This window comes from Mycobacterium sp. E136 (assembly GCF_001666865.1).
Lineage (GTDB): Bacteria > Actinomycetota > Actinomycetes > Mycobacteriales > Mycobacteriaceae > Mycobacterium.
The window spans coordinates 1-15,683 of record NZ_LZJE01000066.1 but is presented as its reverse complement, the minus strand read 5'-3'; the positions used below and the strand labels follow the sequence as shown (position 1 = coordinate 15,683).

The 15,683-nt window shown below is 66.4% G+C and carries 19 protein-coding genes and 1 pseudogene; 10 read left to right on the top strand and 10 right to left on the bottom strand.

Annotated features, from left to right (window positions below; all coding sequences use genetic code 11):
- The 3 genes from A5698_RS05050 to A5698_RS05040 form a co-directional block, all read left to right on the top strand.
- On the top strand, positions 1–2,108 hold a 2,108-nt coding region (locus A5698_RS05050), incomplete at its 5' end, for an MMPL family transporter (protein ID WP_068294025.1).
- Positions 2,105–2,782, top strand: coding sequence for a TetR/AcrR family transcriptional regulator (locus A5698_RS05045; RefSeq protein ID WP_068294015.1), 678 nt, complete (start codon positions 2,105–2,107; stop codon positions 2,780–2,782). The genes A5698_RS05050 and A5698_RS05045, both read left to right, overlap by 4 nt.
- On the top strand, positions 2,763–3,398 hold the full coding sequence (locus A5698_RS05040) for a class I SAM-dependent methyltransferase (protein ID WP_068294012.1): 636 nt from the start codon (positions 2,763–2,765) through the stop codon (positions 3,396–3,398). Before A5698_RS05045 ends, A5698_RS05040 begins: the two co-directional genes overlap by 20 nt.
- Positions 3,399–3,453: 55 nt before the next feature.
- On the opposite strand, the gene A5698_RS05035 is transcribed toward A5698_RS05040, so the two are convergent.
- Together A5698_RS05035 and A5698_RS05030 are read right to left on the bottom strand one after the other, a co-directional pair.
- Positions 3,454–4,308, bottom strand: coding sequence for a PDDEXK-like endonuclease domain-containing protein (locus tag A5698_RS05035; RefSeq protein ID WP_068294008.1), 855 nt, complete (start codon positions 4,306–4,308; stop codon positions 3,454–3,456).
- A 95-nt stretch (positions 4,309–4,403) separates the two neighbouring features.
- Positions 4,404–5,117 carry an NAD-dependent deacylase gene (locus A5698_RS05030; protein WP_068294007.1) on the bottom strand — a complete coding sequence of 238 codons (714 nt, stop codon included), beginning with the start codon at positions 5,115–5,117 and terminating at the stop codon, positions 4,404–4,406.
- A gap of 36 nt (positions 5,118–5,153) precedes the next feature.
- Between A5698_RS05030 and A5698_RS05025 the strand changes: the two genes are divergently transcribed.
- Positions 5,154–5,519 (top strand): Rv1152 family transcriptional regulator, encoded by a 366-nt coding sequence (locus tag A5698_RS05025; protein ID WP_068294002.1) that lies wholly within the window; start codon positions 5,154–5,156, stop codon positions 5,517–5,519.
- Between the two features lie 7 nt (positions 5,520–5,526).
- On the opposite strand, the gene A5698_RS05020 is transcribed toward A5698_RS05025, so the two are convergent.
- Genes A5698_RS05020 through A5698_RS05010 form a run of 3 tightly spaced genes read right to left on the bottom strand, consistent with a single transcriptional unit; the run spans position 5,527 to position 7,792 of the window.
- Complete coding sequence (locus A5698_RS05020; protein ID WP_068294024.1) at positions 5,527–6,333, bottom strand: class I SAM-dependent methyltransferase; 807 nt, start codon at positions 6,331–6,333, stop codon at positions 5,527–5,529.
- A 59-nt stretch (positions 6,334–6,392) separates the two neighbouring features.
- On the bottom strand, positions 6,393–6,914 hold the full coding sequence (locus tag A5698_RS05015) for a DUF1697 domain-containing protein (protein WP_068293999.1): 522 nt from the start codon (positions 6,912–6,914) through the stop codon (positions 6,393–6,395).
- Positions 6,914–7,792, bottom strand: coding sequence for a class I SAM-dependent methyltransferase (locus A5698_RS05010; RefSeq protein WP_068293997.1), 879 nt, complete (start codon positions 7,790–7,792; stop codon positions 6,914–6,916). Before A5698_RS05010 ends, A5698_RS05015 begins: the two co-directional genes overlap by 1 nt.
- Here A5698_RS05010 and A5698_RS05005 point away from each other — a divergent pair.
- Together A5698_RS05005 and A5698_RS28440 are read left to right on the top strand one after the other, a co-directional pair.
- Positions 7,781–8,224 carry a PPOX class F420-dependent oxidoreductase gene (locus A5698_RS05005; RefSeq protein WP_068293996.1) on the top strand — a complete coding sequence of 148 codons (444 nt, stop codon included), beginning with the start codon at positions 7,781–7,783 and terminating at the stop codon, positions 8,222–8,224. The two genes, A5698_RS05010 and A5698_RS05005, sit on opposite strands and share 12 nt — an antisense overlap.
- Before the next feature lie 43 nt (positions 8,225–8,267).
- Positions 8,268–8,435 carry a DUF5302 domain-containing protein gene (locus tag A5698_RS28440; protein ID WP_156613569.1) on the top strand — a complete coding sequence of 56 codons (168 nt, stop codon included), beginning with the start codon at positions 8,268–8,270 and terminating at the stop codon, positions 8,433–8,435.
- On the opposite strand, the gene A5698_RS05000 is transcribed toward A5698_RS28440, so the two are convergent.
- The 4 genes from A5698_RS05000 to A5698_RS04985 form a co-directional block, all read right to left on the bottom strand.
- Positions 8,432–9,637 carry an MFS transporter gene (locus tag A5698_RS05000; RefSeq protein ID WP_068293993.1) on the bottom strand — a complete coding sequence of 402 codons (1,206 nt, stop codon included), beginning with the start codon at positions 9,635–9,637 and terminating at the stop codon, positions 8,432–8,434. The two genes, A5698_RS28440 and A5698_RS05000, sit on opposite strands and share 4 nt — an antisense overlap.
- Before the next feature lie 44 nt (positions 9,638–9,681).
- The gene (locus A5698_RS04995) at positions 9,682–11,313 is read right to left on the bottom strand and encodes a monocarboxylic acid transporter (protein WP_068293991.1); all 1,632 of its coding nucleotides are present in this window, start codon (positions 11,311–11,313) and stop codon (positions 9,682–9,684) included.
- A complete protein-coding gene (locus A5698_RS04990) occupies positions 11,310–11,660 on the bottom strand; it encodes a DUF485 domain-containing protein (RefSeq protein WP_231967303.1) in 351 nt (116 codons plus the stop codon). Before A5698_RS04990 ends, A5698_RS04995 begins: the two co-directional genes overlap by 4 nt.
- A gap of 238 nt (positions 11,661–11,898) precedes the next feature.
- Positions 11,899–12,822 carry an acyl-ACP desaturase gene (locus A5698_RS04985; RefSeq protein WP_068293984.1) on the bottom strand — a complete coding sequence of 308 codons (924 nt, stop codon included), beginning with the start codon at positions 12,820–12,822 and terminating at the stop codon, positions 11,899–11,901.
- Between the two features lie 94 nt (positions 12,823–12,916).
- On the opposite strand from A5698_RS04985, the pseudogene A5698_RS28865 reads away from it, so the two are divergent.
- From A5698_RS28865 to A5698_RS04975, 3 genes and pseudogenes are all read left to right on the top strand, one after another.
- Positions 12,917–13,015, top strand: a pseudogene (locus tag A5698_RS28865) (HhH-GPD-type base excision DNA repair protein); the annotation flags it as partial.
- Positions 13,016–13,122: 107 nt separating this feature from the next.
- Positions 13,123–13,686 (top strand): VOC family protein, encoded by a 564-nt coding sequence (locus A5698_RS04980; protein WP_068293981.1) that lies wholly within the window; start codon positions 13,123–13,125, stop codon positions 13,684–13,686.
- Between the two features lie 34 nt (positions 13,687–13,720).
- Positions 13,721–14,308: an HhH-GPD-type base excision DNA repair protein gene (locus A5698_RS04975; protein WP_068293980.1), complete on the top strand. Its 588-nt coding sequence runs from the start codon at positions 13,721–13,723 to the stop codon at positions 14,306–14,308.
- 5 nt (positions 14,309–14,313) lie between these two features.
- Here A5698_RS04975 and A5698_RS04970 read toward each other — a convergent pair whose 3' ends face one another.
- Entirely contained in the window at positions 14,314–14,703 is a 390-nt protein-coding gene (locus A5698_RS04970) for a recombinase family protein (RefSeq protein ID WP_068294021.1), read from the bottom strand.
- 142 nt (positions 14,704–14,845) lie between these two features.
- On the opposite strand from A5698_RS04970, the gene A5698_RS04965 reads away from it, so the two are divergent.
- Positions 14,846–15,661: an alpha/beta hydrolase gene (locus A5698_RS04965; protein ID WP_068294018.1), complete on the top strand. Its 816-nt coding sequence runs from the start codon at positions 14,846–14,848 to the stop codon at positions 15,659–15,661.
- Positions 15,662–15,683 lie beyond the last annotated feature (22 nt).

Below are 15,683 nucleotides of genomic sequence, written 5' to 3'. Positions count from 1 at the left end.
ACAAGTTCGGCCAGGGCGACATGGAGCTGATCTTGAGCGTGCACTCCGACGACGGCGCGCAGAGCCCGGCGGCGCGTGCAGTGGGGGAGGAACTCGTCGCCGAACTGCGGGCCGCGCCCTCGGTCGTCGACGTCACCTCGCTGTGGAACGCGCCGCCGACTGCCGCGCCGGCGCTGGTCAGCGAGGACGGGAAGACCGGGCTGATCGTCGCAGGCATCACCGGCGGTGAGAGCGGTGCGCAGAAGCATGCGAAGGAGATCACCGAGCGGCTCGTACACGACCGCGACGGCGTCAGCGTGCGGGCCGGCGGCGAGGCGATGATCTACGTGCAGATCAACGGGCAGAGCGAAAAAGACCTCTTGAAGATGGAGGCGATCGCGATTCCGTTGTGCTTCCTGGCACTGGTGTGGGTGTTCGGCGGGCTTCTCGCCGCTGCGCTGCCGCTGGCCATCGGCGGTATGGCGATCCTCGGCTCGATGGCGGTGCTGCGCGCGGTCACGTACGTCACCGACGTCTCGATCTTTGCGCTGAACCTCTCGGTGGCCATGGGTCTGGCGCTGGCCATCGACTACACGCTGCTGATCATCAGCAGGTACCGCGACGAGCTCGCCGACGGTGCCGACCGCGAAACCGCGCTGGTGCGCACGATGGCCACCGCGGGACGCACGGTGTTGTTCTCGGCGCTGACGGTCGCGCTGTCGATGGTCGCGATGGTGTTGTTTCCGATGTACTTCCTGAAGTCGTTCGCATACGCGGGGATCGCGGTGGTGACGTTCGCGGCCGTCGCCGCGATCGTCGTGGCGCCCGCGGCGATGGTGCTGCTCGGCGAGCGGCTCGACGCGTTCGATGTGCGTCGCCTCGGCCGCCGCCTGTTTGGCAGGCCGGAGCCGGTGCGCAAGCCCGTGGAGCAGACGTTCTGGTACCGGTGCACGAAAGTCGTGATGCGCCGGTCGATTCCGATCGCGTTGCTGATCGTCACGCTGCTGCTGGTGCTCGGCGCGCCGTTCCTCAATGCGCGGTGGGGCTTTCCCGATGAGCGGGTGCTGCCGCAGTCCGCTTCGGCGCGGCAGGTCGGCGACGATCTGCGCGCCAACTTCGCCGTCGACTCGGCCCGCAATGTCGCGGTCGTCATACCGGACACCCGGGGCGTCACGCCCGCGATGGTCGATCGCTACGCCGCCGAACTCTCTCGTGTCGCCGACGTGTCCTCGGTCTCGGCACCCGGCGGCACCTTCGTCGACGGCAGACCGGTGGGCCCGCCGTCGGCGGCGACGGGCGTCAAGGACGGCAGCGCTTTCCTCACGGTAGCCAGCGCCGCACCGCTTTTCAGCGATGCCTCCGAGGCGCAGCTCGACCGGTTGCAGGCCGTCGGCACGCCCGGCGATGTTCCGGTGCTGCTGACCGGCACCGCGCAGGTGAACCGTGACAGCGCCTCAGCGATCACCACGCGCCTGCCGCTGGTGCTCGGGGTGATCGGAGTCATCACGTTTGTGTTGCTGTTCCTGCTCACCGGAAGCGTCGTGCTGCCGTTGAAGGCGTTGGTGCTCAACGTCTTATCGCTGACCGCCGCGTTCGGCGCGCTGGTGTGGATCTTCCAGGAGGGTCACCTCGGCGCGCTGGGAACCACGCCAACGGGCACCTTGGTGGCGAACATGCCCGTCCTGTTGTTCTGCATCGCGTTCGGGTTGTCGATGGATTATGAGGTGTTCCTGGTCTCGCGGATCCGCGAGTTCTGGCTGCAGTCCGGCGAGGACGGAGCACTTTCGGCGCGCGAACGCAACGACGAGAGCGTCGCGCTCGGCTTGGCGAAGACCGGCCGCGTCGTCACGGCGGCGGCGCTGTTGATGTCGATCTCGTTCGCGGCGTTGATCGCGGCCGAGGTCGCGTTCATGCGGATGTTCGGTGTCGGGTTGACGCTTGCGGTGCTCGCCGACGCGACGCTGGTGCGGATGGGTCTGGTGCCGGCATTCATGCACCTGCTGGGGCGGTGGAACTGGTGGGCGCCCAAGCCGTTGGCGAAATTGCACGAGCGGATCGGTTTGCGCGAGTCGGGCGAACCCGCACCCGCAGCCGCCGGGAGTCCGACCGAACCGGCGGGGACGCGATGAAACGGCGACGCGCGCCGCGCGGATCCGGGGAGCAGCTGCGCGAGGAGATCCTCGACGCGACAACCGACCTGCTGCTCGAGGCCGGCACCGCGAAAGAGGTCTCGATCCGGTCGGTGGCGCAGCGGGTGGGTGTGACCCCGCCGTCGATCTATCTGCACTTCGCCGACAAGGACGCGCTGCTCGACGCGGTGTGCGCGCGGTACTTCGAGAAGCTCGACGAGGAGATGCAGTCCGTGGCGGCCGGGCAGTCCTCGACCATCGAGGTGCTGCGTGCCCAGGGACTGGCGTACGTTCGGTTCGCGATGAAAACCCCTGAGCTGTATCGCATTGCGACGATGGGGGAGAGCCGGCCGGGCAGCGATGTGGACGTGGCGTTGAACAGCTCGGCGTTCGTGCATCTGCGCGCCGCGGTCGAGGGCCTGATCGCGGAGGGAATCTATGCGCCGTGTGATTCGACGGCGATGGCGCTGGAGTTGATGACCGTCGCGCACGGGGTGGCCGCGATGCTGATCTCGAAGCCGTACCTACCGTGGGGTGATGTCGAGGAGTTCGCCGACCGGGTGCTGGCGGCTGTGTGCTTCGGTCAGATCGCCCGAGGCGCCGTCGACCTCGACAGGCCAGCGGAAGCCGTCGCACAGTTGAAAGGGGCGCTACATGTCGGACACGGTCGATAACCCGTTCTTCGCGCGGTTGTGGACGGTGATGTCCACCCACGAGACCGACGCCATCCGGCAACTCCGGCGGGAGAACCTCGCCGGTTTGTCCGGCCGGGTGCTGGAGGTCGGCGCCGGGACCGGGACGAACTTCGAGTTCTACCCCGACACCGTGACCGAGGTGGTGGCCGTCGAGCCCGAGCGCCGGCTGGCCGAACACGCCCAGCGGGCCGCTGCCGCGGCGCGAGTGCCCGTCACCGTCAGCACGGCCACCGTGGAACAGTTCATGGCTTCCGGCAACGAACCGTTCGACGCCGTCGTCTGCTCGCTCGTGCTGTGCTCGATCGAGGACCCGGAGACCGTTCTGCGGCAACTCCATTCGTTGATGCGGCCGGGCGGTGAACTTCGCTACCTCGAGCACATCGCCAGCGCAGACGGCCGCGGGCGGCTGCAGCGGATCGCCGACGCGACGGTGTGGCCGCGGTTGTTCGGCAACTGCCATACGCACCGCCACACCGAGCAGAGCATCGCGGGCGCGGGATTCGATGTCGCAGGGTCGCGGCGGGAGTGGACGATGCCGCGGTGGGTGCCGCTGCCCGTATCCGAATTCGCGATCGGCCGCGCGGTCAAGCCCTAGCGATTTGTGTGCGATAGCGAGCGCTGAGCGCAACAAAACGCACACAAATCGCTACTTAGGCGAGGGCGCGCCGGATCTCCGCGATCACTCGCTCGGGATACTGGGTGAGGTCTAACCACGTAAAGCGCAGGACACTCCACCCGAGCAACGCGATCTTGTTCTGCCGGTTGCGGTCTTTGACGAACACCTCGGCGTCGCTGTGGAATGCCCAGCCGTCGACTTCGATGGCGACTCTCTGCGCGGGGAATGCGACGTCGACCTTGTATCTGTCGACCGGATGGTTGGTGTACCACCCGCCAATACCAGCCTCACGCAACAACTTCGCGAGCAGGCGCTCAGCTGCCGATCGTGCGCCGTCTGACGCTGCCTGTAGCAGTCGTCTGGCGGCCGGCGACCCGTGGCGGCCCCTGTTTCGCAGATGCGCTCGCCACAGGTCGCGCAACTCGACAACGCTCTGCAGTGCTGAATCCATCAACACGACACCATCGCGTTCGCGGATCGCGGCTTCGACGACCGTCAGCGGAATCGCTGTCACTCTCAGCCCTTTGCGTTCAACCACATCCGATGACGCGAGGTCCCGCCTTCGCGTGCGGATTCCCGCGCGGTGTGGATGATGGCTCTCCCTAGGCACCGTCACTTCGACGATGTCGGGCGCAAAGCGGGTCATGCTGTGCCACCATGCGGCCGACAACCCACTGGCCGTCGCTTGTGGGCCGTAACCCCACACGGCTGCCCGTACCCGTGCGGCACCGGTGAACGGCCGATCGTCGACGAAGTACACCCCGGGCGAGCAGCGTCGCCACCGGCCAGCGCGAACTCGTCTACCGATTGCGTGTCTGCTCAGGCCGCATCGCTCGGCCTGCGCAAGCGTGATGACTCCGTCGTGCCGCCGCAGATGATCTTCGAGCACGTTGGAAAGGACGCCGTAGGACCACGTTCGGTTCCGCAGTCTGCGATTTGTGTGCGTTCACGAGCGGTGAGCGCAACAAAACGCACACAAATCGCTCAGCCGAGCAGGGCAGGAAGCCGCTGCAACAGGTTCGGCAGTGCGTTCGCCGCCGTCTCGCGCACGGACGCCGTCGCGGAATCCGACAGCGGTGTGCGTTCCGGGTTGACCTCGATGACCGGGATGCCGTTGGCCAGCGCGATCTCGGGCAGGCCCGCGGCGGGATAGACGATCGACGAGGTGCCGACGACGATCACCAGGTCGGCGCCGCTGACCGCCTCGACCGACCGCTGCCAGGCGTCCTCCGGCAGCGCCTCGCCGAACCAGACCACATTTGGCCTGATGAGCCCTCCGCATACGCACCGCGGCGGGTCAACGGTCTCCACCGGTTCCGGCATGGCCGGCAGTTCGCCGGAGTACGCCCCCTGACAGTGGTCGCAGCGGAACTCGAACAGGCTTCCGTGCACGTGGTAGACCTTCTTGCTGCCCGCGCGCTCATGCAGGTCGTCGACGTTCTGGGTGACGACGTGCACGTCGGCGTAGTCCTGCCAGGCGGCCACCGCCAGGTGTCCGTTGTTCGGTTGCACCCCGCTCATCATGTAGTGGCGCCACAGGTACCACGCCCACACCTTCTCGGGGTGGGCTCGCCACCCCTCCGAACTGGAGATTTCGTAGGGGTCTACCTTCGCCCACAGCCCGGTTTCGGCGTCGCGGAAGGTCGGCACCCCGCTCTCGGCCGAGATACCCGCACCGCTGAGGACCGTTACCTGCACATGACCAAACTAGCCCGTGTGGGCGATACTAGGCACGTGGCCAACTTGGGGGATTGGGTACGCATCGACCAGCGCTCTTCCGGCGCCCTGTTCGACCAGCTCAGAACGCAGATCATCGATGGCGTGCGCGACGGCAGGCTGCCGCCGGGTACCCGGCTGCCGACGGTGCGCGAGCTGGCGCGCCAGCTCGGTCTCGCGGTGAACACCGTGGCCCGTGCCTACCGCGAATTGGAGTCGGCGGGAATCCTCGAAACCCGCGGCCGCTTCGGCACATTCGTCGCGCATGAGGATCCGGCCGACGCCGCGATGGCCACGGCCGCCAACACGTTCGTATCGGCGGCCAAGTCGCTCGGGGTGGGCAAGGACGATGCGCTGCGGTATGTGGAGACGGCGTTCGGGTAGCGGGTGCTCACCCGAATTCGAGGACGGTGAAGACCGGTCGCACGGAGTCGAACCACGGGAGCCGCTGAGCGCTCCACATCAGCGCGTTGAGCACCCTGCCCCGTCCCGGCGGCAGCGCCACGTCGTGCACCGCGCGGATCCCGGGGATGTCGTTGACGAGGTCGGCGACCTGCGACGGTGTCATGTGGAACGGCATCGGCGGGACGCGGTAGCCCAGCGACGGCCGCAACAGGCCGCTGCTGATCGCGCGGGCGAACCACGCCGGCGGCAGTTCGAACATCATCTGCCCGCCGGGGAAGCGGGCCGCGCACTCACGGATCAGGCCGAGCGCCTCCTCCGGCTGCAGGTACATCAGCAGCCCTTCGGCGGTGATGAATACCCCGTGCTCGGTGTCGACGTGGTCCATCCAGCTGTAGTCCAGCGCCGACTGGGCCAGCATGCGCACGCGATCAGAGGGCGGCAGCAATCGGCGGCGCAACTCGATGACGGGCGGCAGATCGACCGTGACCCAACGAAATTCGTGCCCGACCTCGCCGGTGTCGAGCCGGTAGAAGCTGGTCTGGAGGCCCTCGGCGAGCGCCACGACCGTGGCGCGGGGATGGTCGCCGAGGTAGCGCCGGGTCTCGCGGTCGAAGCCCTGGGCACGCACCGCCATGTCCTGGCGGCGGGACAGCCCGAACTTCGCGAAGTCGAAGTCGATGGAATCGACGAGCTGAATCGCCATCGGATCGTCGATCAGTCCGTCCGGGCGGGCGGCCTCCGTCGCTCGCACCTTCAGCGTCATCAACGCGGTTTCGGAGACACCGGTCAGCATGGTCGCGTCGGCCCTGGCGGGCGAGTCATTCGGTTCGGAGCTCACGGCCTCGAATCTACCTAGCGCAGGACCTTGTCCAGCGTCCTCAGGTTTCTGGTGGTGGTCGACGACTTGTAGCGCTTTTTGCCCATCGTCTTGCCGATGGTGGTGTCCAGCGTCGCGGTCTTGGGCACCTGCCAGTAGATGACCCCGTCACCGCGTTCGATCTTCTCCTGAGCCGGGGCGTCCTTCGCCAGGTCGGCGAGTTCGTCGAGCACCTGCTCGTCGGTCACGAACGTGACATAGGAGTGGTGGTCGGGCACTTCGCGCTCGAACGGATAGGCGCGCGAGATCGCCGCCACCGTGTCGATCGGGTAGGCCAGCACCCAGGCGTCGTAGCCGAAGGAGTCGCGCAGCGCCTTCTCGGCCCTCTTCCGTACCGTATCGACGCTTGAACCGCTGTCGAAGAGTACGTTGCCGCTGGCGAGAATGGTTCGCACCGAACAGAATCCGGCGTCTTCGAGAGCCTTCGCGACGTCGGCCATCTTGAGGTTGACGCCGCCGACGTTGACGCCGCGCAGGAACGCGGCATAGCGCGTCATCAGCCGAACTCCAGCAGGGTGTGGCTGGGCCGGCCGTGGCGCAGGAAGCCGACGCGGTCCCACGCAGCCGATGCCAGCACCTTGTAAGCGCCCCGCCCGGGCGGCAGGGGGACATCGTGGGCCGCGCGCACACCCGGGATACGCCCGGCAAGTTCGACGGCCTCGTCCGGGCTGAGCCCGAACGGCATCGGCGGGGTGACGTAGCGATCGGAGAGTTTCAGCTTGCCGCGCACGGTGCGCCGGCTGAACCACGGCGGGACGGAGTCGAACATCAACCGCCCGCCGGGGAAGCGGGCCGCGCAGTCGCGGATCAGGTTCAACGCGACATCGGGATCGAGATACATCAGCAGCCCCTCGGTGGTGATGAAGACGCCGTTCGACGCGTCGACGCGGTCCATCCAACTGCGGTCCAACGCCGACTGTGCCAGCGTTACGATCCGATCCTCGCGTGGCAACAACTGCTCGCGCAAGGCGATGACGGGTGGCAGATCGACGGAGTACCAAGTCAATTCGTCGGTGACGCCGTGCCGCTGCAATCGCCAGAAACTGGTCTGCAGACCTTCGGCGAGCGCGACCACCGATGCCTTCGGATGCTCGCTCAGGTACTCGCGCGTGGCGGTGTCGAAAGCGAGGGCGCGCAGCGCATGTGCCTGTTTGGGTTTGCCGAACTTGCCGTAGTCGTAGTCGATCGTGTCCAGCAGCGTGACCGCCCACGGGTCGCGGATGACGCCGTCGGATCGCTTGGCCTCGCTTGCGCGGTAGTACAGCGTCCACAGTGCGGTCGCCGATACGCCCTCGAGAACGCCGCCGTCGATTCGCGATGCAGGACCGGTCACATCTCGATGGTAGAGACGTAGGCTCTTGGCATGGGACGCCATGTGTTCGACGACAAGCTTCTCGCATTGATCGGGGGAAACTCGCTGGGCGTGCTGGCGACTCTGAAGCGCGACGGGCGCCCTCAACTGTCGAACGTGTCGTATTACTTCGACCCGCGCGCACTGACCATCCAGGTGTCGATCACCGAACCGCGGGCGAAGACCCGCAACCTGCGGCGTGATCCCCGTGCGTCGCTTCACGTCAGCTCGGACGACGGCTGGTCGTATGCCGTCGCCGAGGGTGACGCGATCCTGACGCCGCCCGCCGCGAGGCCCGACGACGACACCGTCGAGGCGCTGATCACGTTGTACCGCAACATCGCCGGTGAGCATCCCGACTGGGACGACTACCGGCGCGCGATGGTCGACGACCGCCGGGTGGTGATGACGCTGCCGATCAGCCACGTCTACGGGATGCCGCCCGGTAAGCGCTGAAAAGCAGGCGACGGCCCACCGATCGAGGGGCTAAGCTCCCGTCATGGCTGAAGAACCGGAAGACGACACCAAGCGCAGGTTCCGGGAAGCGCTGGAGCGCAAGAAGGCCAAGGCGGCCGGCGGGGGTGACCACAAGGACGGCGGAGCCAAGCAGCCGCGGGCGCACGGCCCGGTCGAGCATCGCCGGGAGTTCCGGCGCAAGAGCGGCTAACCCCCACGAGTGCGCGCTTCGCGCACGAGGATCGCCGCCAGGCAGATGCCGGCGAGCACGGCCACTGCCACCGCGAAACTCACACCCGCCGTGCGTAATCCCCACTGCTGGGCGGCCAGGCCCTCGCCGACGACGGGCACCGAGATCGCCACGTAGCCGATGACGAAGAACGTGGAGTTGACCTCCGCGCGTCGGTCGGCCGGGCTGCGTTCGGAGATCGCCGCCAAGCCACGGCTGAAGCTCATACCCTGCCCGATGCCCGACACGACGGCCGCCGCGATCAGCCCGATCAGCGACGAGAGTTGCAGTGCCACAGCCAGAGTCGCCATGCCGACCACCAGGATTGCGCAGCCGACCGCCAGCGCCCGCTGCGGCGCCATGGTGTTGGTGACGATCTGCGTCAGGGCGGAGGCGGCGAAGATCGAACCGGCGATCAGGCCGGCGACCGCCTGGTTGTCGACGCCGACGACTTCGGTCACGAAGGACGGAGCCACCGCGGCGAACAGACCCGTCACCGCGAACCCTGCGAATCCGGCGATCGCGGCGAGGATGAACACCGAACGCACCTCGGGCGGCACCGAGAGCCGCTGCAGGGCGATCCGCCCCGACCGCGGTGACGTCTCCGGTACCAGCAGCACCGCCACGCCCGCCAGTGCCGCCAGGGCAATGTGCACGATGAAGCTCAGGTGCAGCGGCTGCGGCGCGTATTCGACGAGCACACCGGCCATCATCGGGCCGGCGCCGAGCCCACCGATGTTGGCGACGGTCGCGACCGCGGCCGCCCGCGTGCGCCACCGTGGCGGAGCGGCCTCGACGACGGCCGCGGTGGCGGTCCCGGTGAAGACCCCCGCCGACAGCCCGGAGAACACGCGGCCGACGAGCAGCAGCGGTACCGAATCCGCGGCGAGGAAAACCCCGGTACTGATCAACGCGGCGACCACGCCGCCAAGGAGCACCGGCCGCCTGCCGATCGCGTCCGACCACCGGCCGAACGCCAGCAGCGCGAACAGCACGCCGCCCGCGTAGGCCGCGTACACGACGGTGGTGGTCAGCACCGAGAAATGCATCTGCTCGCCGTAGAGGGCGTACATCGGCGTCGGCATCGTGGTGCCGAGCATGATCGCGGCGAACGCGTATGCCAGCAGGCCGAAGGCCAGGCGGTGGGCGGTTGTGGCGGGGCCCGCCGGGGCGGCGTCGAGCATGTCTGTTGATAACCACCCCCGCGGGTGCCCTAATCCCCGTCAGGTCAGTGTGTGACCGCTTTCTCCGCGCCGATGCCGGTCAGTGAGCGCACCTCGAACTCGGCGTTGATGTCCGGGTCGCCCCGGTCGGACGAGGTCAGGGTGCCGATCGCCCCGAGCGCGAACGCCAGTGGAATCGACACGATGCCGGGATTGGCCAGGGGGAACCACGCGAAATCGACGCTGGACAGCATCGCGGTCTTCGAGCCCGACACGGCGGGGGAGAAGACGATCAGCACGATCGTCGAGATCAGGCCGCCGTACATGCTCCACAATGCGCCGCGCGTATTGAAGCGCGGCCAGTACAGCGAATACAGGATGGTCGGCAGGTTGGCCGCGGCCGCCACCGCGAACGCGAGAGCCACCAGGAACGCGATGTTCTGCTCGGCCGCCAGGATGCCGAGGCCGATCGCGAACACGCCCAGCACCACGACCGTGATCCGCGAGACCCGCACCTGTTCGTCCTCGCTGACCCCGTGGCTCTTCATCACGCTGGCGTAGATGTCGTGCGCGAAGGACGTCGCCGCGGTAATGGTCAGGCCGGCAACCACCGCGAGGATGGTCGCGAACGCGACCGCCGAGATGATGCCGAGCAGGATGACCCCGCCGAGCTGGAACGCCAGCAGCGGCGCGGCCGAGTTCTGGCCACCCGGGGCGGCCAGGATGGTGTCGGGTCCGACGAGCGCGGCGGCGCCGTACCCGAGTGCAAGGGTGAACAGATAGAACGCGCCGATGAGCGCGATCGCCCACACCACCGAACGGCGTGCCTCCTTGGCGGTCGGCACGGTGTAGAACCGCATCAACACGTGCGGCAGACCCGCGGTGCCGAGCACCAGCGCCAGCGCCAGCGAGATGAAGTTGATCTGCGATGTCAGCGAGGCGCCGTACTGGGCGCCGGGCGCCAGAACGTCGCGGGCGGCGACCGCCTCGTTGGACGAGCCGGACACCGCGGACTGCGCGGCGCCGAGGATCTCGGAGAAGTTGGCGCCGAACTTGGCGAGCACCCACACCGTCATCAGCGCCGCGCCGCCGATCAGCAACACGGCCTTGATGATCTGCACCCAGGTCGTGCCCTTCATGCCGCCGATCAGCACGTAGACGATCATCAGCACGCCGACGACGGCGATGACGAGGGCCTGGCCGAGGTCGCTGTTGACGTTGAGCAGCAGTGCGACGAGCCCGCCGGCGCCGGCCATCTGTGCCAGCAGGTAGAACAGGCAGACAGCCAGTGTCGTCGTGGCCGCGGCAAGCCGTACCGGGCGCTGTCGCAGCCGGAAACTCAGCACATCGGCCATCGTGAATTTGCCTGCGTTGCGCAGCAATTCAGCGACCAGCAGCAGCGCGACCAGCCAGGCCACCAGGAAGCCGATCGAGTAGAGGAAGCCGTCGTACCCGTACACCGCGATGGCGCCGGCGATGCCGAGGAAGCTGGCGGCCGACAGATAGTCACCGGAGATCGCGATGCCGTTCTGCGGACCGGTGAACGACCGCCCGGCGGTGAAGAACTCGGCGGCGGTCGCGTTGCGCTTGCTCGCACGGATCACGATGTAGAGCGTCACCGCGACGAACAGCGCGAAGATGCCGATGTTGGCGACGGGATTGCCGACGGCTGAGTCGGCGGCCAGCAGGGTGCTCATGCGGCGCCACCCTCCAGCTTGGTGCGGATGGCCTCGGCCCGCGGGTCCAGCTCCCGGTTGGCGAAGCGCACGTAAATCCCGGTGATGACGAAGGTGGAGACGAACTGCCCGAGGCCGATCAGCAGGCCGACGTTGATGTCGCCCCACACCTTGGTCGCCATGAAGTCGTGGGCGAATGCGCCCAGGACCACGTACGCCGAATACCAGACGAGAAACAGCGCGCTCATCGGAAAGATGAAGCGTCGCAACCTGCTCCGTAGCTCCTGGAATTCAGGACTGGCCTGCACGGCGCGATATTCCTCGCCACTGATCGGAGTGTCCAAGGACGATCGGTGGATTTCGGGCACGGGCGACTCCTCATCCTCGATATCGGCGAGCGCAACGGTTTCGCAGTCGTCAAGAACTCTTGTCCACGAATAGTGGTGGGTTCATCCGACACGCCGCAGGAGGTAGCAACGACTGACCGGCGCACCGAGAGTGGCTGTCAATGGGGATCGGCCTGTTCTGTGCAAGACAGCACGGGGTGATGCTCGTCGCGGGCGCCGAAAGCGCGAGACGATCAATCGGCGCTATGAGGTTGCGCCGTCACACCATCGAGCGTTCCGCGTCGCGAGCGGCACGCTTCTCTTCGTAGTGTTTTGCCTTCGCGTCGAGCGCGGCGAGGAAGAACGAGAGTTCCTCGCGCGCCTGTTCGCCGGCCGACCCGAAGTCGGTGCGCTCGAAGACCCGCCAAAATCGCAGCACCGGTTGAATAACCGCGTCGTGGTGCAGACGGAGATCGTAGATGCCGGCCTTTGCGATGGTGATGGCGTTCTTCGCGTAGTCCGTCATGCCCTGGCCCGGCATTTGAAATCCGATGACTTCGTCACGAACTGTTTTCATTGCCGCGTCAGGGGCTATGTCGAACGCAGCGTTCATCAGATTTCGGTAGAAGATCATGTGCAGGTTCTCGTCGGTCGATATACGCGCGAGCAACTGCTCCGCGAGCGGACAGCCAGTTGCGCGCCCCGTGTTGCGGTGCGCAATTCGAGTGGCGAGTTCTTGGAAGGAGACATAGGCCAAAGCCTGCAGCGCGGTTTTGTCTCCACTGTCATAACCCGCGACCATGTGCTCCATGCGCAGAGCTTCCAATCGAACGGGATCCACTCCGCGTGTGACGATGAGATAGTCCCGAATCGCGATCGCATGCCGAGCCTCCTCGGCAGTCCAGCGGCCGACCCACTGCCCCCAGGCCCCGTCACGGCCGAAGCGGGTGGCGATCTCACGGTGATAAGAGGGCAAATTGTCTTCAGTAAGCAAATTGACGATCATGGCCGTCTGCGCGACCGGGTCGAGCGGTGAATCTTCGGGCTGCCAATCAGTCCCGCCCAGAAAGGAAAAGTCACGCCCGCGTGACCAGGGCACGTAATCGTGCGGCTGCCAGTCCCTTGCGGCGCTGAGGTGGCGGTCGAGGTTGGCTGCGACCACGGGTTCCAGTTCGGACAGCACAGCGATCTGCGAATCTGTCACGGTAGCTACGCTAGCGTAACCTACGAGGCCGTAAGTGCGGTTTCCGCAGAGTTTTATGAGTAAGATCTCCACCGCGCAGCCTTACCTTGGCTCTATCGAGACGCTGCAGCCAGTTCAGGATCCGGCGACCGGCGAGCTGCTCGTGTTCAACTCCTTTGCGTTGTTGGTCGGGATGCTGCTCGATCAACAGGTGCAGGGAATCAAGGTGCCAGAAGGGGACCAGTTCTACTATTGGATCAGTTCAAATCCTCGTGCTGGTGTGTGCCGTGTGCGACTATGCAGCCAGACGGAGGAGCGGTTATGGGCGGCGACAAGCGGCTTGCACATCTGGTGCTTCATACAACGCAACTTCCGGTGATGAGGGACTGGTACTTGAGAGTCCTCGACGCCCACATCGTGTACGAGAACGAGTTTCTGTCGTTTATGACCTTCGACGAGGAACACCACCGCCTCGGCCTCGTTCAGCTGCCAGCCTCCGCCACTCCTCGTAACTCGATGACCGTTGGTCTGGCGCATTCGGCGTACACCTTTGCGAACTTGGAGAGCCTTCTCGGGAAGTACGAAGAATTGAAGGATGCGGGAATTCAGCCTCACGTACCGGTGCAGCATGGGCCGACGACGTCCCTGTACTACCGGGATCCCGATGGCAATATGGTCGAACTGCAGATCGACAACATGACGCCCGACGAAGCCACGGCTTATCTCGGCGGGGATGAGTACCGCCGCGACCCGTTCGGCCCGTCGTTCGATCCAGGCGCGATGCTGGCCGCACTCCGATCCGGCACCCCGGAATCCGGGTTGACCACCAGAGCGTGGGCGCTGACATGTCCGCAGCGGAATGTCCCGCAACTCCTGATGACCTAGACCCCCAATCTCGTCCAGACCCTAGACTGCCCACGTGCCGAAACTGCAGCTAGTTCAAGAGCCGGCGGCCGACGAGCTGCTGGAGTCCAACCCGTTCGCGCTGTTGGTCGGGATGCTGCTCGATCAGCAGTACCCGATGGAGGCTGCGTTCGCCGGACCGAAGAAGATCGCCGACCGTCTCGGTGGTTTCGACGTCCGCGAGATCGCCGACTACGACCCCGAGAAGTTCGCCGATTTATGCGCGAAAACGCCTGCCATACACCGGTTTCCAGGTTCGATGGCGAAACGTGTTCAGGCGCTGGCGCAGTTGATCGTCGATCGCTACGACGGCGATGCGGCCGCGTTGTGGACCGCCAACGACCCGGACGGCGCCGAGGTGTTGCGTCGTCTCAAGGCACTTCCGGGGTTCGGTGAGCAGAAGGCGAAGATCTTTCTGGCGCTGCTCGGAAAGCAGTACGGCGTGACTCCGCAGGGCTGGCGGAAGGCGGCCGGCGACTATGGCAAGGCCGGGTCGTTCCTGTCGGTGGCCGACGTGGTCGACGCGGGTTCGTTGGAGAAGGTGCGGTCGTACAAGAAGCAGGCGAAGGCGGCCGCGAAGGCAACCAAGGCCGCCAAGGCCTGAGCGGGCTAGGAGTTGGCGACCGCGGAGTCCTCGGCGTCCAGCCGCGCCAGCGTCTTGATGACCCCGGCGACGACGTGGCCGGTGGAGGTCCCGGTGTCGATGCCCTCCGTGAGCGTGCGCAGCCGCAGGCCGCGGTCACAGAGTTCGGCGACGGTGCGGATGACGTCGGCGCCGGTGCGGCCGAGCCGGTCGAGCGCGACGACGACGATGGTGTCGCCCGAGCGGGCATAGCTCAGCATCGCGTGCAGTCCCGCGCCGATGCGGTCGGCGGAGTCGGAGAGCCGGTCGGTGAACACCCGCCGAGGGTCGACTCCAGCAGCGTTGAGCGCCGCGAGCTGACCCTCGAGGCCCTGCTCGGCGGCGCTTGCTGTGGCGTAGCCCAGCGTGCAGGTCACGTCCACAAGGTCTCACGAAGTCGGTCGCCTCGAAACAGCTGCCGTGATGTTTGCGCCGAACCGTTACCGGACCTCGACATCCGAGAGATGAAGTAGCGCATTACGCATGGTGCAGGCCCCCAAGCGGCGCACACTTCTCGGCATGGCTGACGAAGTCCTGGACCCGGTCCGAGGGATTGACTTGGAAGTGCTCGACGAGGGCACGACCACGTCTCGGCATCCGGCGCCGCTGCTCTTCATCCACGGCGCCTGGCATGCCGCATGGTGCTGGGCGAACTTCGTGGAGTACTTCGCCGAGAACGGTTATCGCGCAGTGGCGGTGAGCCTTCGCGGGCACGGTGGCAGTGCAGTGCCGAAGAGATTCAGGTTCTGTTCGCTGGCCGATTATGTCGACGATGTCGGAAGCGTCATCGCGCAATTGCCCGCTGCGCCAGTTCTCATCGGCCACTCGATGGGCGGGTTCATCGTGCAGAAGTATCTGGAGCGCAACGACGCACCGGCCGCTGTGCTGATCGCGTCCGCCTCCGTCCACGGCAGCCGCGACTTCGCGCAGCGTCTGATGCGGCGCCATCCGTGGCTGATGGTCAGAAACACGATCACCGGGGACGGTGCCTACGGTTTCAACACGCCGAACATCGCTCGCGCATTGTTCTATTCACAGAACACCACCGAGGCGGACGTGGCCCGCTACGCGGCGCTGGTGGGCAACGAAAGCCTGCGGGTCGCCTTCGACACCTTCCGGCCGATCGCCAGCCCCGAGAGCGTGACGACACCCGTTCTGGTTCTCGGCGCGGAACTCGACGGCGCGATCACCCGCGAAGAGGTCGACGCGACCGCGACGGCGTATGGCGGGCAGGCCGAGATCTTCCCGGACATGGGGCACAACATGATGCTCGAACCGGGTTGGACGGAGGTGGCAGGCCACATCGACGCGTGGCTCACCGCTCGCGGCTTGTGAGCGGATCGCCGTCGAAGCGCTC